Here is a 20,944-nt window from a genome sequence, read left to right as displayed (position 1 = left end):
TTTCGGCCTCGGGGACGACCCCCTTTACAGATGGCGATCGCTGCCCACAATGGCGCGCCTCAACTGTTCGCGCGCACGCGCGCACGCTCCAAACCGGACGGGAGGCGGGACTTGGCGGAGGTCGCGAGGGGTTTGAAGCTGGAAGTGGAAGCAGACGCCGCGGCCATCGCGGCCCGTGCCGCGGAGGAGCTGGTGGAGGCGGGGCTGACGCCCTTCCACGAGCGGCTCCTCGCCGAGGAGTTGCTCGCGCGCAGCGGTGACACGCAGCAGCGGCTGGCGAACGCGCTGGCCGAAGCGAAGGTGGACCTCAACCCGCATCAGGTCGAAGCGGCGATGTTCGCGCTGGACGCGCTGTCGCGCGGCGGCTGCATGCTCGCGGACGAGGTGGGCCTGGGGAAGACCATCGAGGCGGGCCTCGTCATCGCCCAGCTCATGGCGGAGGGAAAGAACCGCATCCTCATCCTCGCCCCCGCCGTGCTGCGTGCGCAGTGGAACGCTGAATTGCGCGAGAAGTTCGACCTGGACAGCGTCCTCGTCGACGGCCGCGACGTGAAGAAGCACAACAACTGCTTCGATCAGCCCTTCCCCGTCATCTGCTCGCACCCGTTCGCGGCGAACCGCTCCGCGCTCGTGTCAGAGATTCCGTGGGACCTGATCATCATCGATGAGGCCCACCGGCTCCGGAACGCGCACCGGCCCAACAACAAGACGGGCCAGGCGCTGCGCGCGTCGCTCGCGGGCCGCCCCAAGCTGCTGCTCACCGCCACCCCGCTCCAGAACGACCTGATGGAGCTGTTCGGCCTGATGTCGCTGCTGGACGAGCAGATTCTGGGCCCCGAGCACGCCTTCCGCAGCCGCTACCGCGCCGACGAGGGCGGCGGCATGACGGAGGCTGCCGCGTGCGAGCTCAAGGAGCGGCTGGCCCCGGTGGTGCAACGCACGCTGCGCCGTCAGGTGCGCGAATACGTCCGCTACACCAACCGCCGCAGCATCGTGGAGGACTTCCTCCCCTCCCCCGAGGAGCACGACCTCTACGAGAAGGTCAGTGAGTACCTGCAGCGCTCGGAGGCCGCGGCCATCGAGCCGGGCAAGAAGACGCTCCTGACGCTGTGCTACCGCAAGCTGCTGGCCTCCTCCACGTTCGCCATCGCGCCCACGCTGCGGCGGCTGTCGGAGAACCTGGAGAAGCGCCTGTCGGCCGCGCGGCTGGGACAGCAGGCCCTGTCGCTCTTCGAGCCGGAAGAGGCCAAGCAGTTCGTGGAGGAAGGCGAGGAGTGGTCCGACGACCCCGCCAAGGCGCCCCAGGTCCGCACGCTGGAACAGGAGGTCTGGGAGCTGCGTCAGTACGCGGACCTCGCGGACTCCATCCGCATCAACGCCAAGGGTGAGGCACTCAAGCGCGCCCTGGACCGCACGTTCGCGGTGATGCGCACGCACTCCTGGCCGGAGAAGGCGCTCATCTTCACGGAGTCCAAGCGCACGCAGCAGTACCTCTTCAGGCTGCTGTCGGACCACGGCTACAAGGACAAGATTTCGCTCCTGTCCGGCGACGCTGGCGGCACGCCCGAGGAGCGCCGGGCGCTGGTGGAGGAGTTCCGCCACAAGTCGCAGATCCTCATCTGCACGGAGGCCGGTGCCGAAGGCCTCAACCTCCAGTTCTGCAACCTGGTGGTGAACTACGATTTGCCGTGGAACCCGCAGCGCGTGGAGCAGCGCATCGGCCGATGCCACCGCTACGGCCAGCAGCGCGACGTGCTGGTGGTGAACTTCCTCAACCGGCAGAACGCGGCGGACGCGCGCCTGTTCGAGCTGTTGGAGAAGAAGCTCAACCTCTTCGACGGCGTGTTCGGCGCGTCCGACGAAATCCTGGGCGCGCTGGAGAGCGGCGTCGACTTCGAGCGGCGCGTGCTGGACATCTACCAGTCCTGCCGCGACCCGAAGGACATCAACGTCGCCTTCGACAAGCTGCGCGAGGAGCTGGAGGGCACCATCAACCAGCGCATGACGTCGATGCGCTCGGTGGTGCTGGAGCGCTTCGACGGCGACGTGCGCCGCCGGCTGCGCGTGGCGGGAGACGCGGCCAAGGAGGTCGTGGCCAAGCGCCAGCAGGAGGCAAGGGCGCTCACCGGCTCCGTGCTGGGCAGCCGCACCTCCGGACGGCTCCAGGTGGCCAAGGCCGCCTACGCGGTGCGCGACCGCACCCAGGACACCGTCAGCTACCTGCAGCTGGACGCGGCGGGCCTGCCCTCACGGCTGGCGCGACTGGCCGGCAGCGAGGGCTGGTGGTTCGTCTACAAGTTCGAGACGACGGGCCTCAAGCCGGAGGAGAAGCTGGTCCACCTGGTGCTGGTGAAGGACCGGGACGGCGGCTTCCGCGCCCTGCCGCTGACGGACGGCGTCCACTTCACGAAGCTCGACGCCAAGGAAGAGAAGCGCCGTCAGCCCGCGCCGGTGTCGGTCCAGCTCATGCAAGAGCAGTCGCTCATGACCGCCAAGGATGAGCTGATTCGGGCCGCGGAACGGCGCAACGCGTTGGAGCTGGACAAGGCCAAGGAGCGCGCGGACCGTTACGTCGAGGACTGCCTGATGGAGTCCCGCGAGGTGGTGGAGTCCGCCCGTCAGGCATGGTTCGACGCGCGCAAGGAAGTCTCCGGTATCGAGGACGTCGCGGAGCGCGCGAAGGCCCGGGCGCACTCGGACCGGCAGGAGCGCGACTACCGCCGCAAGCTGGCGTCGCTGCGCAACGAGGAGGAGAAGCGCTACGCCTCCAAGGACCGGCAGATGGCGGAGCTGGCCAACAAGGCGCGCGTGACGGAGAAGCGCACCCTCATCGCGTCCGCGTACTTCTGGCTGTCCTGAGCCCCGTCACAGGGGCTTGAGTCGCACCCACGTCGCGCCCCAGCCTCCGTCCGCTTCGGAGGCTGACTGGAAGCCTTCCACTTCCGGCAGCGTGGGCAGCAGGGACTGCACGGTGCGCCTCAGCGCGCCCGTGCCCTTGCCGTGGATGATGCGCACGTCGAGCACGCCCTTCTGGCGGCAGGCCCAGAGGTACTCGGTGACGAGGTCCTTCACGTCGCGAGGCTGGAAGAGATGCAGGTCGAGGTTTCCATCGACCGGAATTTCTACCGCTCCCAGCTCGCCTCCCAGCTCATCGGGTGTGGGCGGAGGCTCCGGACCCTCCGGCGGCAGGGGCGGGAGTGGCTTTCGGCGTGACACCGTAGCGTGCCTCCTCCTGGCGCTTCTTCTCCTCGGCCGCCAGGCGCTGACGCTCGCGCGCCAGCCGGAACTCTTCCTTGAGGCTGGTGATCTCCCCCTTGAGCGAGGAGATGTCTTCCTTCACCGCTCGCGGGTGGCTTTCGCCAGCCGGGTCGTGATGGTTGCCCGCACGCTTGCCCTCCGAGCCGGCTCCACCGGAGGCGGTCATCTGCATCAACAGCGCGGCCAGGGTCATCACCATCATGAGCATTCACGTAAGCAAGCGCCGTGCTCGCGCGCAAGTCATGTTGCGTGAACGGCGCCTCTCTGGCCGCCCTCCTCCTTGTGTGACACGACGCGTTCCGCGAGCCGTACGGCGGACAGCGGGGCGCTCCCTTCCGCCTTGTTGTTGATCGTCACGAAGACGGGACGTTCGCGTCGCACCGCCGCCATGCACACACGGGCCAGCACGTCGCGGGTGCCCACGTCCTCGTCCACCAGCTGGTTGAAGGGCGCATAGCGGGCATAGGCCTCCTCGTAGCCGAGGTTCGGCGGCAGCATCCATCGCACCACCACGGCGCGGGCCTCGAACGCGCGCGTGAGCTTCGCCTGCCGCGCGACGGGCGGCATGTGGGCCCACACCGCGAGCACCGGGCTCACGCCCGTGTCCGCGAGCGCCTGCGCGAAGCCCTCCGTGAGCAGCTCCTCGTTGCGCACCTCCACCGCGTACAGCGGTCCCCGGGGCAGCGCGGAGAAGAACGCGTGCAGCCGCTCCACGAAGCGGCCCGCGCCCCCCAGCGCCGCGGGGTCCTGCGGCGGGAACTGGAAGACGAGCGGCCCGGCCTTGTCGCCCAGCCCCTCCAGGAACGGCGCCACCACGTGGTCCACGGCGTAGGCCGCCTGGAGGAAGCGCTCGTTCACCTGCCCCCGGTGCGCGCCGTAGCGCTCGTGCACGGGGAAGCGCGCCAACGTGCAGGCCTCGTGGGCCTTCACCAGGAAGCGGAAGCCGTCCGGCACCTGCTGCGCGTACTCAGCGAAGGTCGCGGCCGGCACCGGTGCGTAGAACGTCCGGTCGATGCCGACCGTGCGCAGCACCGGGTGGTGCGCGTAGGCAGACAGGCCCTCGCGCGCCAGCTGGGTCGTGCTGGCCTCATGGTCGTAGACGAGCCCGTTCCAACCCGGGAAGGTCCATGACGACGTGCCCAGGTAGACGCCGCGCGGGAGCTGCTCGCCCAACATGCGCAGGCCGTCGGACGGCTCGGCGGGTCCCACCGGCTGGGTCCTGCGCCGCGGCGACGCGGGTGGCTCCTCCACCGCGCCCGTGAAGAGGTCGAACTGCGCGGGTCGTTGCGGTGCGCTCATGCGTGCAGCTCCTCTCCCTCGTTGGGGACGGCGGGGAAACCCAGGGAGTAATCCCCAGGCCCAGGCGATGCAGCAGGTTGCCTCGATTCAGGGGGACGTTCCAGGTTTCCGGCACGCCCCCCAGGCAAACGGGCACGCACGGACAGTCTCCTCCAGGCACGACGGTATGTGATTGGACGTTCGTCCAAATGCAAACGCAGTCGCCTCGCTGTAAGATATCCAAACCAAGCAATTCAGCATTAACACTGTAAAGCTTGGACAGGATTGCAACGGCCGGGGGGCCTCATGGACTGGTCGTTGACCGCATCGCTGCTCGCGGAGCGGGACACACGCCCCATCGTCGTGATGGACCGGCGCGGCCGCATCGAGCTGGCGAACGGCGCGTTCACGTCGCTGCTGGGCCGGCCCCGCGAGGAGTTGTTGGGGCGCCGCTGGACGGATGTCTGCACGCCGAGCGAGCACGGACGCGAGGTGGGACAAGCGCTGCGGGCCATCTTCACCAGCGCCGAGACGCGGATGGAGACAGAGGTGCTCACGCGCGACGGCGAGCGGCTGCCGGTGGAGCTGGACGTGGCCGCCGTGGGCCGCCCTCCCCTGCGGCTGGTGGCCATCGTCACGCGCACCGCTCCGCCCCTCTTCGTCCCCGAGCGCACCTTCGTCCCGGAGCCGGCCCGGGACCACGGGCCTCGCCGGGACCTGAGCTACGAAATCTCCACCGAGCTGTCGTCATTCGGGACGCTCAAGGCGGTGTGGACGTCCGGGGAGGCGCGGCAGGAGGAGCTGGTGGGCCGGCCGTGCTTCGGCGCCTTCGCGCACCGCGACGCGCCCTGCCTGGACTGCCCGCTGACGATGGCGGCGCCCTCCTCCTGGCCACACACCATCGTGCGGCAGGCCTCCGAGCACGCGGAGGGCTATGAGGTCATCACCGCCACGCCCACGAGCGCTGGCACCGCGCGCGTCAGCGTCCACACCATCGGTGATGAAACACTCAGCGGTCTCTTCGAGGCGAAGGTGCGGCGCATGGCGAACGCCGCGCGGCTGTCCGAGCGGGAAGGCGATGTGTTGCGTTATCTCGCGCTCGGCCGCTCGCCCACCGACATCTCGACCGTGTTAGGGATTACCGAGCGCACTGTGAAATTCCACCAGGCCAACCTGCTCCGGAAGCTGGGCGCGGAGACGCGATACGACCTGCTCCGCCTGTTCTTCTGATCAGGGCGCCTTCCCTCTGGGACAGCTTTCACGCCGTTGACTTTGGGGGATGCTGGTCCTTCGACTCCGGAGTCTTGTGGGTCGGGGGGGCCGTTGCCCATGGGCAGCGCCAGACAAATCCGTCTCATCAAACACATACAGTCTATGTGGACTTCCGTCCGGGAGCGTCCTGTCCGTGGGTGACACTCCGGGCTGGGACGACGTGATGCGGGAGTTCCTCCTCGAGTCCCGCGAGCACGTGCAGAGCATCGAGGCGACGGTGCTGGAGCTGGAGGCGCGGCCGGGCTCGCAGCCGTTGCTGGCGCAGCTGTTCCGGGCCCTGCACACCGTGAAGGGCACCTGCGGCTTCCTGGGCTTCAGCCGCCTGGAAGCGCTGATGCACGCCGCCGAGGAGATGCTCGGCCTGGCGCGCGACCGGCGCCTGGTGCTGGACCGCGAGCGCGTGTCCACGCTGCTGGCGGCGGCGGACGCGGCGCGCGGGACGCTGGAGCACATCGAGGCGACAGGGCTGGAGCCCGCGGTGGACCACTCCGCGCTGCTCGCTCGCATGGCGGGCGCGGCGGCGGGCTCCGCGCCGCTGGAGGTGTCCGAGCCCCTGACGCCTCCGGGCGCCGTGCCCTGGCGCGGCGCCGCGACCGGGGTGGACTCCAAGCTGCGCGTGGACGTGGCGCTGTTGGACCGGTTGATGAACCTGATGGGCGAGCTGGTGCTGGCCCGAAACCGCATCCTCCAATGCGCGGCCTCGCCCACGCCGGGCGCGGAGCTGGTCACGGCGTCGCAGCGGTTGGACGTCGTCACCACCCAGGTGCAGCAGGTGGTGATGAAGACGCGGCTCCAGCCGGTGGGCCAGGTGTGGAACCGCTTCCCCCGGCTGGTGCGCGAGCTGGCGCACGGGTGCGGCAAGCAGGTGCGTCTGCAATTGCAGGGCGCGGACACGGAGCTGGACAAGACGCTGGTGGAGGCGCTGCATGATCCGCTCACCCACCTCTTGCGCAACGCCGTGGACCACGGCGTGGAGACGCCCGAGCAGCGCATGGCCGCGGGCAAGCCGCCCGTGGGGTGCCTGACGCTGAGCGCGTCGCACGAGGGCGGGCTCGTGCACCTGGGCATGTCCGACGACGGCGCGGGCATCGACGTGCAGCGCGTGCGGCAGGTCGCGGTGCAGCGCGGCCTGCTCACGGCCGACCAGGCGGCGCGGATGGCGGACGCGGACGCGATGATGCTCATCTTCATGCCGGGCTTCAGCACCGCGGAGCGCGTCACGTCGCTGTCCGGCCGGGGCGTGGGCATGGACGTGGTGCGCTCGCAGGTGGAGCGCATTGGCGGCACCGTGGAGGTGCACAGCCGGCCCGGTCAGGGCACGACGTTCACCCTGAAGATTCCCCTCACCCTGGCCATCATCCCGGCGCTGCTCGTCACTTGCCGGGGAGACCGCTACGCGCTGCCGCAGGCCTCCCTGCGGGAGGTGGTGTTCCTGGAGCCGGCCCAGGCGCGCAGGGACATCACCCGCATCCAGGGCGCGTGCGTCCTGCGGCTGCGCGGGGAGTTGCTCCCGCTGGTGGTGCTCGCCGCCGAGTTGGGCGTGGGGCCGGCGATGCCGGACCTGGACGAGGGCGCCACCGTCGTCGTGCTGCAGGCCGGTGAGCGCACCTTCGGGCTGTGGGTGGACGCCATCCACGACACGGAAGAGATCGTCGTCAAGCCGCTGTGGAAGCACCTGAAGGGGCTGGCCTGCTACGCGGGCGCGACGGTGCTGGGCGACGGGCGCGTGGCGCTCATCCTGGATGCCATGGGTCTGGGCCGCCGCGCGGGCATGGTCACCGAGGCGCAGGCCCAGGTCGTCATTCCGGAGGCCGCCGCGGAAGCCCCTGCGCCGGAGGAGCCGCGCGAGCGCGTGCTGCTGTGCCGCAACGGCGCGGAGGGCCGCGTGGCCATCCCGCTGTCGCGCGTGGCCCGGCTGGAGGAGCTGCCCGCGTCGGACATCGAGCGGCTGAGCGGAGGCATGGAGATGGCGCGCTACCACGGGCAGCTGCTGCCGCTGGTGCGCGTGGCGTCCGTGCTGGAGGCCAGGCCCGGCGCGACCGAGCGGATGGCGCAACACATCCAGGTCGCCCTGGGCGAGTCGCTGTCCGTCGTCGTCACCCAGCACGCGGACACGCGCGTGGGGCTGGTGGTGGACGCCATCCTCGACGTCGCGGAGGTGGAGCTCGCGCTCCAGTGGGAGACGCGCCGCCCGGGCGTGCTGGGCTCCATGGTGGTGCAGGCCCGGGCCACCGAGTTCCTGGACGTGGAGGGCACCGTGCGCGCCGTGCACCCGGAGCTGCTGACAGGCGGTGCGCCATGAGCGCCTTCCGTCAGCTGTGCTCGTTCCAGGTGGGCGACCACCTGTTCGGTCTGGACATCGAACGCGTGCAGGAAATCCTCCTGCCGCCCCCGCTCACGCGCGTCCCCGGCGCGCCTCCGGAAGTGGCGGGGCTGCTCAACCTGCGCGGACAGATCGTCCCCGCCATCGACCTGCGCCGCCGTCTGGAATTGCCCGAAGGCACCGCCCCCGCGGACGCGCCCCACGTCGTCCTGCGCGGCGACGAAGGCGCGGTGAGCCTTCGCGTGGATGCCATTGGCGACATCCTCCCCTTCGAACAGTCGGACCTGGCGCCGCTGCCGGACAACCTGCGCGGGCCGCTGCGCCCGTTCCTGCTGGGTGTCCATGCGCTGCCGGACCGGCTGCTGCTCGTGTTGTCCGCGGACGCGGTTGTGGACGGGCTCTCGCCTGCGTCCAGCGCTTCCGCCTCCCCTTCCTTCCCCGTGCTTCCCCAGGAGTCCCGCTGATGGCCCGCCCGACCGCGCCCGCCGTGAAAACCACCCTCTTCCAGCGCCTGGGCGGCAAGGCCCCCCTGACGGCCGCCGTGCAGAAGCTCTACGCACGGGTGATGACGGACGCGCTGCTCAAGCCCTACTTCCGCCGCGCGGACATGCTCCAACTGCAGCGCCAGATGGTCGCGTTCCTCACCCAGCACCTGGGTGGGCCGGCCGTCTACAAGGGCCCGTCCATGCGCGACGTGCACGCGCGCATGGAGCTCAAGCCCCATCACTTCGGGCGCATCGCAGAGCACCTGGCCACCGTGCTGGATGAATTGGACGTGCCGGGCCCCGTCGCCCGCGAGTTGCTGTCCGCCGTGGGCACCTTGCAGGACGACATCGTGAGCAGGCCCGTCAAGAAGGCCTCCTCCCGGACCGCCGCCGTGAAGCGTGCTCCGGCGCGTGCCTCCCGGACGGAGGGACGCCGGGTCGCCACGGTGTCCGTGCCCGCGCCCCGGTCCTCGCGCCGCCGCGCGCCCACGCCGCTCGAAGGCGCCCTGAGCGAGGCGGTGCTGGACGCGGCGAGCGTCAACCTGTTCATCCTGGACCCGGACCTGGCCATCGTCTTCTCGAACGCGTCCTCCTCGGAGGCCATCGAGCGCATCAGCCAGACGGCCGCCTTCCGCGACAGCGCGGGGGACGCGGGCGGAGACTTCCTCGCCCACTTCGAGCACCAGATTCGCCTTGAAGAAGAGCGGCTGAGCGACCCGTCGTCGCTGCCGCACGAAGCCCACTTCGCGGTGGGCGCTGCCCTGCTCAAGGCGCGCATTGACGGCATCTCGGGCCGGGGTGGAGCGCTCACCGGCTACGTGGTGACGTGGACGGACGTCACGGATCAACAGCGCGCGGACACGGAGTTGGCGCGCCTCAGGGCCATGATGGAGAACGCGCCCACCTGCGTGATGGTGGCCGACCTGGACCTGAAGATCGTCTACCTGAACCCCGCCTCGCGCCGGCTGTTGCAGCGCGTGGAGAAGCACCTGCCCATCGCCGCGGACCGGGTGCTGGGTGCCCCCATCGACGTCTTCCACAAGGACGTGGCGTACCAGCGGAAGATCCTGGCCAACGACAAGAACCTGCCGGTGCGCGCGAACATCCCCATTGGGCCGGAGACCGCGGACCTGCTGGTGACGGCGGTGTACGACGGCCAGGGCCGCTACCTGGGGCCCATGGTGACGTGGGAGCTGATCACGGAGAAGCTCGCCGTGCAGCAGCGTGAGAAGGATCTGGACACCACCCTGCGCGGCATCTTCCAGGAGGTGACGCAGCACTCGCAGACGCTCGCCGCGTCGTCGCAGGAGCTGTCCAGCGTCAGCCAGCAGATGGTGAGCAACGCGCAGGAGACCGCGGCGCAGGCCACCCAGGTGTCCGCTGGCGCCGAACAGGTCAGCCGCAACGTGCAGAGCGTCGCGTCCGGCATGGAGGAGGTCAACGCGAACATCCGCGAGGTGGCGCGCAACGCGAGCGCCGCCGCCAAGGTGGCGTCCTCCGCGGTGAAGCTCGCGGACTCCACGTCCAGCGTCGTCGGCAAGCTGGGCACGAGCAGCCAGGAGATCGGCAAGGTCATCAAGGTCATCACCTCCATCGCGCAGCAGACGAACCTGCTGGCGCTCAACGCGACCATCGAGGCGGCGCGCGCCGGTGAGGCGGGCCGGGGCTTCGCGGTGGTGGCCAACGAAGTGAAGGAGCTGGCGCGCGAGACGGCCCGCGCCACGGAGGACATTGGCCAGAAGATCGGCAGCATCCAGGGCGACACCGAGGAGGTGGTCAACGCCATCCTGGAGATTGGCGCCACCATCGGCCGCATCAACGAGTTGCAGACGTCCATCGCCTCCTCCGTGGAGGAGCAGACGGCCACCGCGGGGGAGATCCTCCGCAACGTGGGCGAGGCCGCCAAGGGCAGCCAGCAGATCTCCGAGAACATGGCCGCCGTGGCGGAGGCCGCGCGCAGCACCACCGAGGGCGCGGGCAGCACGCAGCGCTCGGCGGTGGAGCTGGCCCACATGGCGCAGTCGCTGCAACGGCTGGTCGTGCAGGTGGACACCTCCGACAAGCAGACGCGGACGAAGTAGCGCGGGCGGCGTCAGACACAGGGAGCCACGACACGTGCGAACCGGATTGAAGCGGTGGTGGGAGCTGGGCCAGGTGGCCCGTGCCTCCACGCGCCTGCGGCGGGGGTCCCGGCCCCAGGACGTGGAGCGCGCGCGGCAGGAGCTGACCGAGCGTCTCCTCGGACTGCGGGGCCTGCCCCAGAAGGTGGGGCAGGTGCTCACGCTCGCGGAGCTGGGCGCGGACACGCCGGGGTTCGGTTCGCTCGCGGAGGCGCCCTCCCCGCTCGACCCGGAGGCCGCGCTGGCGGAGGTGTCCCGCCGGTTGGGCCGTCCGTGGCGGGAGGTGTTCAAGTCGCTGGAGGGCACGGGCATCGCCGCGTCGCTGGGCCAGGTGCACCGGGGCGTGCTGCATGACGGGCGCACCGTGGCCGTGAAGCTGCGGCACCCGGGCATCGCGGAGGCCGTGCGGGATGATTTGCGGGCGCTGGGGTGGCTGGCCGCCCCGTTGGGAGGCTGGCGCGGGAAGCTGGACCTGTCTGCCTACCGCCACGAGCTGGCCCGCATGCTCCAGGGCGAGCTGGACTATCGCCACGAGGCCCAGGCCCTGCAGGACGCGGGCACTCGCATGGCGGAGGTGCCGGGCGTCGTCATCCCCGTACCGGTGGATGAGCTCACGCGGGAAGACCTGCTGGTGATGACGTGGGTGGAGGGCGAGTCGCTCGCGGAGGGCTGGCGCTGGAGCGAAGCGGACCGCCGCGCGCTGTCCACGACGCTGGTGCGCCTGTTCCTCCACGGCTGCTTCACGTGGGGCGCGCTCCACGCGGATCCGCACCCGGGCAACTACCGCGTGTCGCGGGGAGCGGACGGCAAGCCCGTGCTGGGAGTGCTCGACTTCGGCTGTGTGAAGCCACTGCCGCCGGAGCTGTCCGTGGGGCTGGGGCGGTTGATCTCGCTCCTCAAGTGTCCGAGCACTCCGCCGCGCCCGGATCAACTCCTGTCCGCGTGGGTGATGCTGGGCTTCGCGCCGGAGTTGCTGGAGCCCATGGCGGAGACACTGCCCGCCGTCAGCCGCGTGCTGCTGGAGCCCTTCCTCCTGGACCGTCCCTTCCACGCGCGAAGCTGGCGGCTGGGCGAGCGGCTCACCGAGGCGCTGGGGCCGCACCGCTGGAACTTCCGCGCTGCGGGGCCCGCGTCGCTCCTGTTCGTCCTGCGCGCGTTCCATGGACTGGTGCGCCACCTGGACGTGCTGGATGCGCCCATCGCCTGGGGACCCCTCCTGGATGAGGCCCGCGCGCCTTCGCTACTACCTCCGCCATCGCCGCCGGCGGCTCCCGTGGAGGGCACCGCGCGCTACCTGAAGGTCCAGGTGACGGAAGGAGGGCGCACGCGCGTCGCGCTCACCTTCCGCGCGGACGTGACGGCGCACCTGGAGGATCTGCTGCCGGAGGACCTGCCTCGCAAGCTGGCGGCGCGGGGCGTGGATCCTGCGGCCATTGGTATCGCGGCGGTCGCGGCGGGTCTGCGGCCGTCGGAGTTGTTCCACCTGGATGAGGGCCGCCGGCGTGTCCGGGTCTGGCTCGAATGAAACACGGACAAGGAGGTGACGGATGGTCACCATCGGCATGAACTACGAAGTGCGTGAGGGCAAGGCGGACGCCTTCGAGCGGAAGTTCGCGCTCGTGCTGGAGGCGATGCGCAAGCTGCCGACGCACGCTCACACGGAGCTGTTCAAGAGCGTGGGAGCGCCGGGGCGCTACCTCATCGTCTCCGAGTGGCACAGCCGCGAGGGCTTCGACGCCTTCGTCGCGTCCGAGGCCTTCCACCGCGTGACGGACTGGGGCGCCAGCGCCATCCTCGCGAGCCGGCCGCGCCACGAGGTGTATGGAGAGCGGGCCGCCAGCGCCCCAGCGGGCCGCTGCCCGGTCGCGCACGCGGCGCGGTGAAGCGGGTGCGAATGAACGCCATCCGGGTCCTCGTGGTCGACGACGCGGCCGTGGTGCGGCGTCAGGTGTCGCTGCTGCTGGGCGCGGCGCCGGGCCTGGAGGTCGTCGCCACCGCGCCCAATGGCCGCATCGCCCTGGCGAAGGTGGAGCAGTTCCAGCCGGACGTCGTGCTGTTGGACCTGGAGATGCCGGAGCTGGACGGGCTGGAGACGCTGAAGCTCTTGCGCCAACGTGCCCCGGAGTTGCCCGTGGTGATGTTCAGCGCGCTCACCGAACGCGCGGGTGTGTTGACCCTGGAGGCGCTCGCGCTGGGGGCCCGCGACTACGTGACGAAGCCCACGTCCGCGGGCGGGATGAACATCACCGTGGAGGCAGTGCGGGACGAACTGGTGCGCAAGCTCAAGGCGCTGAACGTGCGCACGCCGTCCGCGACGCCCTCGCCTCCACTGGTGACGCGCGAGCCGCAGCCCAGGCCGCGAGTGCCCGCGCGGGTGGAGGCCATCGTCGTCGGCGCGTCCACGGGAGGCCCGGGCGCGCTGGTGCGCCTGGTGTCCGCGCTGCCGTCGGACCTGCCGGTGCCGGTGTTCATCGTGCAGCACATGCCGCCCCTCTTCACCCGGCTGCTCGCGGAGCGGTTGCAGGGCGTGACGCCGCTCACCGTGCGAGAGGCAGTGACGGGCGCATCCGTGAATGCGGGCGAGGTGTGGGTCGCTCCCGGCGACTTCCACCTGGCAGTGTGCCGGGATGCGACGGGCGTGCGGCTGCTCACGCACCAGGGGCCGGCGGAGAACGCGTGCCGTCCGGCGGTGGACCTGCTCTTCCGCTCCGCGGCGGAGGTGTACGGCGCGGGGGCGCTGGCGGTGGTGCTCACCGGCATGGGCCAGGACGGGCTGCGCGGCTGCCGGCGGGTGAACGAGGCAGGCGGTCAAGTGGTGGTGCAGGACCAGGCCAGCTGCGTCGTCGGCAGCATGCCGGGTGCGGTGGAGCAGGCGGGGCTCGCGGATGCCGTGGTGCCCCTGGATGCGCTGGCCCTGGAGCTGGCGCGGCGCGTGGATCCGCGCGGACGGAGGACTTGAACATGTCCCTGCTTCCCGACGACTTCGCGTACCTGCGGCAGCGCGTGCTGCGCCGCTCCGGGCTCGTGCTGGAGCCCGACACGCACGCGCTGGTGGAGACGCGGCTCACGCCCCTCATGCGCGAGGAGCGGCTGCCGGACCTCTCCTCCCTGGTCTCGCGGTTGCGCTCGCAGCCGGAGGGCAGTCCGCTGCACCAGCGCCTGGCGGAAGCGCTGGCCAACCACGAGACGGCCTTCTTCCGCGACGCGCCCGTCTTCGAGGCCCTGCGAACCACGGTGCTGCCCACGCTGCTGGCCAGGCGCATCCGCACGCGGACGCTGCGCATCTGGTGCGCGGCATGTGCCTACGGTCAGGAGCCCTACAGCGTCGCGATGACGCTGGCCGAGGCCGGACTGCTCATCACCGGATGGACGGTGCGCATCCTCGCCACGGACTTCTCCACCCGCGCCATCGTCCGCGCCTGCGAGGCCCGCTACGACTCGAAGGAGATTCACCGGGGCCTGACGCCCGAACTGCGCCAGCGCTACTTCCACCAGGAGCGCGACGGGTGGCGGCTGAGTGAACAGGTGCGCAAGCCGGTGGAGTTCCGGCCGCTCAACCTGATGGAGGACTTCCCGCTGGAAGCGCCCGTGGATCTCGTCTTCCTTCGCAACGTGATGATCTACTGGGACGCGCCCACCCGGCGCGCGGTGCTCGCCCGCGTGCGGCGGATGCTCCACGCGGACGGCTACCTGGTGCTGGGCGCCGCGGAGGCCTCGCCCCTGGTGGAGGACGGCTTCACGCGGCACCTGATTGGACAGACGAGCTGGTACCGCCCCACGCCCGCCTCGTCTGGCGCCGGCGCGCCCGTGGAGGACGCGCGGCGCTCGCCCCGCTCCGGCGCTACACCTTGAGGCGGATGGCGCCCGGCAACAGCGTCATGGTGCAGGGCAACCGGCCCGGCGTCTCGCCGTCCACGTCCAGGAACACGTCGCCCGTCAGCGACTCGGCGTGGATGGTGCGGCAGCGCAGCCTCCGCGTGCCCTTCCAGGTGACGTGGTCGCCGTTGTAGACGCCCTTGGACTTGAGGACGAAGTCGGACAGGCCGTAGTTGGACCAGATGGTGACGTCGAAGAGGCCGTCGTGCGTCACCGCGTCGGGCGCCACGAACATGCCGCTGCCGAAGTAGCGGCCGTTGGCCACGGCCACCGCGGTGACGCTCACCGTCTCCGGCTCGCCGCCGTCCACCGTGAGGCGCACCTGCTGCTCCTGGTACTTGATGAGGCCCTTCACGGTGCCCCACATGAAGCTCAGGTTGCCGCCCAGCGCCTTGCTGCCCTGGTTCACCTCGCGGGCCACCACCGCGCTCACGCCGAACGAGGCGATGTTGGCGAAGAAGCGCGTGGCCGGCTTGCCGTCGTTGTCGGTGAACTCCAGCCGCCCCACGTCGAAGGGCTCGGTGGTTTCCGTGCGCAGCCGCTCCAGCGCGGACGTCAGCTCCAGGTCCCACCCGAAGGTGCGGCGGAAGTCGCCGCCCGTGCCTCGGGGCAACAGGCCCAGCGTGGCCCGGGGGTTGATGACCTGTCCGTCGCGGAAGAAGCCGTTGGTGACCTCGTTGAGGGTGCCGTCGCCGCCCACCGCGACGATGCACTCAAAACCGTCATCGATGGCCTGCTGCGCCAGACGCGCCGCATCCATGCCGCCGCTGGTGAAGCCGTACCCGAAGTCGCCGAGCACCTTGCCCACCTGCGCGGAGATCTCCACCCATCGCTTCCCCGTCTGCCCGTTGGCGCTGCGCGGGTTGACCACGAGGAACGTCTTCATTCAGTGCCTTCTCCCTGCTGCGAGAACGACCTGTTTACGCAATTGTGAGCCAAGGCTCCACTCCGTGACCCACGGGAGGGCCTTATCGCCCGGGGTGTTTGTCACCCGGCCCCGGCCATGCTGGGCTCTCCGCCCCCCATTTCGTCCCGGATCCCGAGTGAATGCCCCGTCCTCCACCGAGCAGCTCGCGCCCCACCGGGAGGCCACACTCGCCCTGGACTGGGCGCTGCCCGCGCTCCGGGCGGACCTGACGGCGGCGGCGCGCCAGCCCTTCCGGGAGACAGGGGCCCAGGAGGACTTCCTGCACCGTCATGACGCACCGGCCCATGAAACCCAGGGAACGGCGCGGACGGAGCGCTTCGAGCGGGCCCTGGCCCGGGTGCGGCGGCTCGCGGACCTGGGCGAGCCGCTGACCTTCGCCCGGATGGTGGAGGTCCAGGCGGAGCTCCTGGGCGCGCCCACGGGCTTTCGCACCGGGGACGCCTTCGCGCGCGGTGGCGAGCACCGCTATGCGCAAGCGCCCGGCCTGGAGGCGGCCTTCCGCGACAAGGTGGAAGCGGACGCACGGGAAAAACGTCATCCCGTGGCGCATGCCACGCGGTTGTATCTGGACCTCTGTTTCTTCCACCCCTTCCCTGACGGCAACGCCCGCGCGGCAAGGCTGTGGCTGGAATACATGCTGCGCCGGGGCCGGCTGCCCACGCCACCGCTGGCGCCCGTGGTGCTGTGGCCCAAGCGCCCGGGGGACGCGGTGAACTACACACGGCTGGCGAGACTGCTGGCCCGGACCATCGCGGGGCCGGACGCCCCGTGCCGCAACGAGGTGCCTGAATGAGCAGTGACGCTTCGGCTTTCACGTGGCGCCGCATCCGCGACAGCCTGGATGCCTACGCACCGCAAGCGCTGGCGTCCCGGCTGAGGGAGGCCTTGGCCCCCCTTCGGTCCGGAAGCATCCACGCAAGCCGGCTCAAACAGGCGCAGAACGCCGTGAAGGACCTGCTCCAGGCCGAGCTGGGGCCCTGGTACATCGAGAGCGGCCTGCCCCTGGGCAATGAAGTGCTGGGGGGCTATTGCTGGTGTCACTCGTTCTTCAACCAGAACCCGCCGCATCGGACGATGGACGTGGATGCGAACATCCAGCTCATGCTGGAGGCGCTGGAGCGGATCCGTTCGTTTCTGTACGCGCTGGACGGCGTGTATCAGGGCGCGCGGCGTCAGCTCGAGTTGGCGGCCGACGACAAGGCTCTCCGGGCGAAGGCGCTCGCGGAAGGGCTGGTGCGGACCGTGGACCTGACGGCGGAGACGACGTCCTGCGAGGAGACCTGGTACCAGGTCGCGCAGGACGCCATGTCGTGGTGCATCGAGGCGATGGGACTGCCCTTGTCGGGTGCCACGCAGGAGCAGCTGGACACGGCCTTCAACTTCACGTCCTGGATCGCGCCGCCCCCGGAGGTCCTCCGGGACGCCGCGGCGCGGGTCGCGGAAGTGGCCGTATGACCCGTTCGGCCCTGGGGCATTGGCTGCGCATCCGTGACAGCCTGGAGGGGTACGACCCGGAGAAGCTCATCCGGTTGCTGCGCGAATACCTGGCGCCGCGCGTGCCCCCGGGGACGCGCAAGCTCACGGACGAGCAGCACGACACGATGGCGAAGCACATCCAGCGGATGCTCAACCAGAACCTGGGCCCCTGGTACACGGAGACGGGTCTGTATCTGGGCAATGAGAGCTTCGGCGGCTACTGCTGGTGCCACCGCTTCTTCAGACAGAAGCCCACCCCGAACATGAGCGTGGAATACAACATCCAGCTCATCATCAACGCGCTCGAGCAGTCGCGCGAATGGCTGTTCAAGCTGGATACCCACTTCCAGGCGCTGAAGCGGGACCTGCCGTCCGGCCCCGGCGACAATGACATCCGGACGCTGGCGCTGGCGGATGGAATCGTCACCACGATGAACCTCACCATCGACGCCACGGGCTGCGAGGAGTCCTGGTACACCTTCGCGGACGAAGCACTGTCCTGGATGTTCGACGCCATCGGACTGCGCCCCGGCTATCAGGCCGGGAAGCTGATGCGGAAGCTGTTCGCCTTCGAGTCCTGGCACTCACCAGCCGAAGCGGAGCTGCGCGACTCGGCGGAGAAGGTGGCGGCGGCCGTCGTGGAAGACGAGGGCCGCCGGCACACGCATTGATCCGCGTGCCCCTCCCTCAGTGGATGGGCTTGCCGCGCGTCATCCGGCGGGCCTGCTCGCGCGAGCCCCCCTTCACCTCGATGCGCTTGCCCTGGGGCAGCGCCTCCGGAAGCCTCAGGGAGACCTCCAGGACGCCGTTCTCGAAGTTCGCCTGGATCGACTCCGTGTCGATGCCTTCCGGAAGCGGGATGACGCGGCGGAACAGACCGGTGCTGCGCTCCAGGCTCCAGATGCCCTCGGCCTCCTCTTCCTCCTCCAGTTCGAAGGAGCGTTCGCCTTCGATGACGAGCAGATCCTTCAGCACCTCGACGTGGATGTCCTCCCGCCGCATTCCTGGCAGGTCGGCCTTCACGATGAGGTTTCCGTTCCGCTCCAGCACGTCCACCTGCGGTGACCAGAGGCCCTCGTCCAGCAGGCCGCTCCGGGCGGTGAGGCCCCGGCCTCCGAAGCCGGAGACGAGCTGGTCCATGTCCTCCATCATCCGGCGCAGCAGCCCGAACGGACTCACGGGCGCGGCTTCCCTGCCGATGGCCGGTGCCTGCGACTCGCGGCGGCTGATGCCAGCGCCCGTCCTCGGGTCCTGTCCCGGCGAGGTGGCGCTCGGCACCTCGGTCTGGGCGTTCTTCATGACGGGCGAGGAGGAGGGTCCCCCCTGCGCGCCTGGGTTCCTGTTGTCGGTTGCCATGACGTCCTCCCCCGGTGGAGCCGGCTGGCAACTGGCCGCCAGACCGCACCGGTCACTCAAGCGGGGATGGAATCATCCCAACCTCGAACCTGGAGGTGCGCGGCGAGGCCATCAAGGGGCCCGGCACCGCGGTCCGTCATGCGCGTGAGCCTCGCTATGCGAGCAGCGTGGCGTCCATCACGGTGAGGGCCACTCCACCGACGCGGGCGCGCTCGATGTGGCCTGGTCGGCCGGTGACCTGGATGTCGATGCGGCCCGGCTTGCCGAGCGTGTCGCCCTGTTCGATGCGACTCGACACCGTGCCGCCGTGCTCCGGCAGGCGAAGGCTCCCGTGCTCGGCGAGCCAGGCCGCGAGCGGTCCCGCGGCGGAGCCCGTCACGGGGTCCTCCAGGATGCCGAAGCCCGGGACGAAGTAGCGCGCCTGAGCCACGCTCCCTTCCTCCTTCGCTTCGCGGGTGAAGAGGTAGACGCCGCGCAAGCCGTGCGGCATCAGCAGCGCGTTCATCGCCGCGCCTCGCGGCGTCAGGGCCTCCAGGTCCGCGAGCCGCCGGAGGGGTACCACCAGCCGGTGGCCCTGGCGGATGACCGGCAGTGACGCGTCCACCTGCGACGCGGTCCCGCCCATCGTGGCCATCAGCGCGTCCAGGGCCACGGGGTTGGGCTGCGCGGGCGGCGGGGGCGTGGCGATCCACACCCGAGTCCCACGCGTGCCCTGGGGCTCCAGCTCGATGCCGAACGTGCCGCCGGGGCACTCCAGCGTGTACGTCCCCGGGCTTCGCAGGAGCCCCTTCTCCGCGAGCAGGTGGAAGGTGGCCACCGTGGCGTGGCCGCAGAAGGGGATCTCGTCCACGGGCGTGAAGTAGCGCAGGCGCACAGTGGCGTCACCGGGCCGGGACAGCAGGAACGCGGTCTCCGACGCGCTGACAGCCGCGGCGGTCCGCTGCATCGTGGGGACATCCAGCGCCGAGGCGTCGAGCACCACGCCCGCGCGATTTCCCGCACCGGCGGTGCGGGTGAAGGCATCGATGATGTGGACCTGCATGGGCGGACTCCGGACAGGGGAAGGGCCTGGGAAACAGCGCAGGCATGCTCCGCCTGGACCGTTGGCGTCAAGCGCTGGACCGGCGCACCGGAGCCCCCACAACAGGGTTGAACGGGAGCGCTGGAGCAGGCACAGCAAGGATGCATGAATCTCCTGAAGTCGGGTGGGTGGGTGGTGCTGGTGGTGTTGCTCCACGCGAGCGGCGCGGCGGCACAGATCGTCAACGTGCAGGCGCTCTTCGACGAGAAGGCGGAGCCGGGGCCGGCCGCGGCCATCGAGCTGGGCGGCGACTGGCGCACGGGCAGCACGGAGCTGTTCTCCATTCGGGGCTCCCTGGTGGGCCAGTTGCGCTCCGAGCGCGACGTCTGGCTGGGCGTCATCCGGGGTGAGTATTCGTTCGCCAGCGGCGAGCGCATCGTCAGCCAGGTGCTGGAGCACGTGCGCTATCGGCGCAAGCTCACGGACACGGTGTCGGGCGAGATCTTCGCGCAGCACGAATACAACGAGTTCCGCCGGCTCCAGCTCCGGATCCTGCTGGGCGCGGGACCGCGCTTCATCCTGCTCAACGAGGACAGCCTGGGGCTCACCTTCGGGGTGGCGCTGATGATGGAGCACGAGCGGCTGCGTAAGGACGGCGAGCCGGACGCGGGAGACCGCTACACGGATCCGCGAGTCTCCAGCTACCTGCTGGGACGGATAAAGCTGATGGAGAACATCAACCTCGTGGAGACGGTCTACATCCAGCCGCGAGTCACCCGCCCCTCCGACCTGCGCGTGCTCAACGAGACGATCTTCGCGGTGACGCCCAATCCCCGCGTCACAGTGGGCATCGGCTTCAACCTCACCTACGACAGCGCGCCGCCCGCGACAGTGCCGCCACTGGACACGCAGCTGCGCACCACGGTGGGTGTGAAGCTTTGAGTGAATGGCAACTACCGCGTTGACGAACCGAGCGCGGAAGTAAGGCTCGGGAGGAAGCACCTTCTCCAGCGTCAACGACGCATCCACGGCCACCGTGCGCCGAGTGCGCATGGGCCGCCGCACCACCGGGCCCCGCGCTGCCATCAACCGAAGCGCCTCGCGCGCTATGTCCCGGCATAGGCCATGGAGACGCGCCAGCTTCGATTCCGAGCCTAACCGCGCACGAGCCGGTAGTCCCCCCAGCGAAAGACCGCGCTCAAACTGCGCCCCCACATCCGCCACGCGCCCCACTCGCACCATCCCCATCCCCTCTTCGTCCCAGCATCGCCATCCAACCATAGGGGTCTGACATGGACTCGACGTCACCCGTCGGACCAGCACGGCCCCGGGCCCCATGCGGCGAAAACCTGTCCGACTGTCGGACAAGTTTTGAGGAAGCCGGCCCCGGACGGGCGACTCTGTCCGAGCCCTCGCCTGGAGTTCGCTCACGCATGAAATTGCTCCCCCCCGGGGCCCCGGGCGGCGAAAACCTGTCCGACTGTCGGACAAGTTTTGAGGTAACCGGCCCCGGGCGGGCGCCTCACTTCGTGGGCTCACCCCGCCGTCCGC

Annotated in this window: 19 protein-coding genes; 13 read left to right on the top strand and 6 right to left on the bottom strand. The window is 70.2% G+C overall.

What is annotated here, in order from left to right; translation table 11 throughout:
- The first annotated feature begins 138 nt into the window (after positions 1-138).
- Entirely contained in the window at positions 139-2,859 is a 2,721-nt protein-coding gene (locus tag D7Y04_RS13090) for an SNF2-related protein (RefSeq protein ID WP_233601453.1), read from the top strand.
- Between the two features lie 6 nt (positions 2,860-2,865).
- On the opposite strand, the gene D7Y04_RS13085 is transcribed toward D7Y04_RS13090, so the two are convergent.
- From D7Y04_RS13085 to D7Y04_RS13075, 3 genes are read right to left on the bottom strand one after another with little or no spacing between them, the layout of a single operon-like run.
- Positions 2,866-3,216 (bottom strand): Smr/MutS family protein, encoded by a 351-nt coding sequence (locus tag D7Y04_RS13085; protein WP_120598775.1) that lies wholly within the window; start codon positions 3,214-3,216, stop codon positions 2,866-2,868.
- Positions 3,149-3,460 (bottom strand): hypothetical protein, encoded by a 312-nt coding sequence (locus D7Y04_RS13080; protein WP_121759550.1) that lies wholly within the window; start codon positions 3,458-3,460, stop codon positions 3,149-3,151. The genes D7Y04_RS13085 and D7Y04_RS13080 overlap by 68 nt, the downstream gene beginning before the upstream one ends.
- A gap of 38 nt (positions 3,461-3,498) precedes the next feature.
- Complete coding sequence (locus D7Y04_RS13075) at positions 3,499-4,557, bottom strand: DUF72 domain-containing protein (protein WP_121759549.1); 1,059 nt, start codon at positions 4,555-4,557, stop codon at positions 3,499-3,501.
- 285 nt (positions 4,558-4,842) lie between these two features.
- On the opposite strand from D7Y04_RS13075, the gene D7Y04_RS13070 reads away from it, so the two are divergent.
- From D7Y04_RS13070 to D7Y04_RS13035, 8 genes are all read left to right on the top strand, one after another.
- Positions 4,843-5,766, top strand: a complete 924-nt coding sequence (locus D7Y04_RS13070) for a PAS and helix-turn-helix domain-containing protein (RefSeq protein WP_121759548.1) — start codon at positions 4,843-4,845, stop codon at positions 5,764-5,766.
- Between the two features lie 175 nt (positions 5,767-5,941).
- The gene (locus tag D7Y04_RS46520; RefSeq protein WP_199749658.1) at positions 5,942-8,110 is read left to right on the top strand and encodes a chemotaxis protein CheA; all 2,169 of its coding nucleotides are present in this window, start codon (positions 5,942-5,944) and stop codon (positions 8,108-8,110) included.
- Positions 8,107-8,595: a chemotaxis protein CheW gene (locus D7Y04_RS13060; protein ID WP_120597168.1), complete on the top strand. Its 489-nt coding sequence runs from the start codon at positions 8,107-8,109 to the stop codon at positions 8,593-8,595. Before D7Y04_RS46520 ends, D7Y04_RS13060 begins: the two co-directional genes overlap by 4 nt.
- Complete coding sequence (locus D7Y04_RS13055) at positions 8,595-10,697, top strand: methyl-accepting chemotaxis protein (RefSeq protein ID WP_121759546.1); 2,103 nt, start codon at positions 8,595-8,597, stop codon at positions 10,695-10,697. Before D7Y04_RS13060 ends, D7Y04_RS13055 begins: the two co-directional genes overlap by 1 nt.
- Before the next feature lie 34 nt (positions 10,698-10,731).
- Positions 10,732-12,261: an AarF/ABC1/UbiB kinase family protein gene (locus tag D7Y04_RS13050; RefSeq protein ID WP_121759545.1), complete on the top strand. Its 1,530-nt coding sequence runs from the start codon at positions 10,732-10,734 to the stop codon at positions 12,259-12,261.
- Between the two features lie 22 nt (positions 12,262-12,283).
- Positions 12,284-12,619, top strand: a complete 336-nt coding sequence (locus D7Y04_RS13045; protein WP_121759544.1) for an antibiotic biosynthesis monooxygenase — start codon at positions 12,284-12,286, stop codon at positions 12,617-12,619.
- An 11-nt stretch (positions 12,620-12,630) separates the two neighbouring features.
- A complete protein-coding gene (cheB, locus tag D7Y04_RS13040) occupies positions 12,631-13,695 on the top strand; it encodes a chemotaxis-specific protein-glutamate methyltransferase CheB (protein ID WP_121759543.1) in 1,065 nt (354 codons plus the stop codon).
- Between the two features lie 2 nt (positions 13,696-13,697).
- Positions 13,698-14,588, top strand: a complete 891-nt coding sequence (locus D7Y04_RS13035; protein WP_121759542.1) for a protein-glutamate O-methyltransferase CheR — start codon at positions 13,698-13,700, stop codon at positions 14,586-14,588.
- On the opposite strand, the gene D7Y04_RS13030 is transcribed toward D7Y04_RS13035, so the two are convergent.
- The gene (locus D7Y04_RS13030) at positions 14,578-15,498 is read right to left on the bottom strand and encodes a diacylglycerol kinase family protein (protein WP_120597174.1); all 921 of its coding nucleotides are present in this window, start codon (positions 15,496-15,498) and stop codon (positions 14,578-14,580) included. The two genes, D7Y04_RS13035 and D7Y04_RS13030, sit on opposite strands and share 11 nt — an antisense overlap.
- Before the next feature lie 157 nt (positions 15,499-15,655).
- Between D7Y04_RS13030 and D7Y04_RS13025 the strand changes: the two genes are divergently transcribed.
- From D7Y04_RS13025 to D7Y04_RS13015, 3 genes are read left to right on the top strand one after another with little or no spacing between them, the layout of a single operon-like run.
- Entirely contained in the window at positions 15,656-16,333 is a 678-nt protein-coding gene (locus tag D7Y04_RS13025; protein ID WP_121759541.1) for a Fic family protein, read from the top strand.
- On the top strand, positions 16,330-16,995 hold the full coding sequence (locus D7Y04_RS13020) for a hypothetical protein (protein ID WP_121759540.1): 666 nt from the start codon (positions 16,330-16,332) through the stop codon (positions 16,993-16,995). The genes D7Y04_RS13025 and D7Y04_RS13020 overlap by 4 nt, the downstream gene beginning before the upstream one ends.
- Positions 16,992-17,687, top strand: a complete 696-nt coding sequence (locus D7Y04_RS13015; RefSeq protein ID WP_121759539.1) for a hypothetical protein — start codon at positions 16,992-16,994, stop codon at positions 17,685-17,687. Before D7Y04_RS13020 ends, D7Y04_RS13015 begins: the two co-directional genes overlap by 4 nt.
- Positions 17,688-17,703: 16 nt before the next feature.
- On the opposite strand, the gene D7Y04_RS13010 is transcribed toward D7Y04_RS13015, so the two are convergent.
- Positions 17,704-18,372 carry an Hsp20/alpha crystallin family protein gene (locus D7Y04_RS13010; protein ID WP_121759538.1) on the bottom strand — a complete coding sequence of 223 codons (669 nt, stop codon included), beginning with the start codon at positions 18,370-18,372 and terminating at the stop codon, positions 17,704-17,706.
- Between the two features lie 154 nt (positions 18,373-18,526).
- The gene (locus D7Y04_RS13005; RefSeq protein WP_121759537.1) at positions 18,527-19,414 is read right to left on the bottom strand and encodes a PhzF family phenazine biosynthesis protein; all 888 of its coding nucleotides are present in this window, start codon (positions 19,412-19,414) and stop codon (positions 18,527-18,529) included.
- Between the two features lie 144 nt (positions 19,415-19,558).
- Here D7Y04_RS13005 and D7Y04_RS13000 point away from each other — a divergent pair, with 144 nt between their 5' ends.
- Positions 19,559-20,335, top strand: coding sequence for a YdiY family protein (locus tag D7Y04_RS13000; RefSeq protein ID WP_121759536.1), 777 nt, complete (start codon positions 19,559-19,561; stop codon positions 20,333-20,335).
- Positions 20,336-20,944 lie beyond the last annotated feature (609 nt).

The sequence above is a fragment of the Corallococcus sp. AB038B genome (assembly GCF_003668955.1).
Lineage (GTDB): Bacteria > Myxococcota > Myxococcia > Myxococcales > Myxococcaceae > Corallococcus > Corallococcus exiguus.
This window is presented reverse-complemented; position numbering and strand designations above follow the sequence as displayed.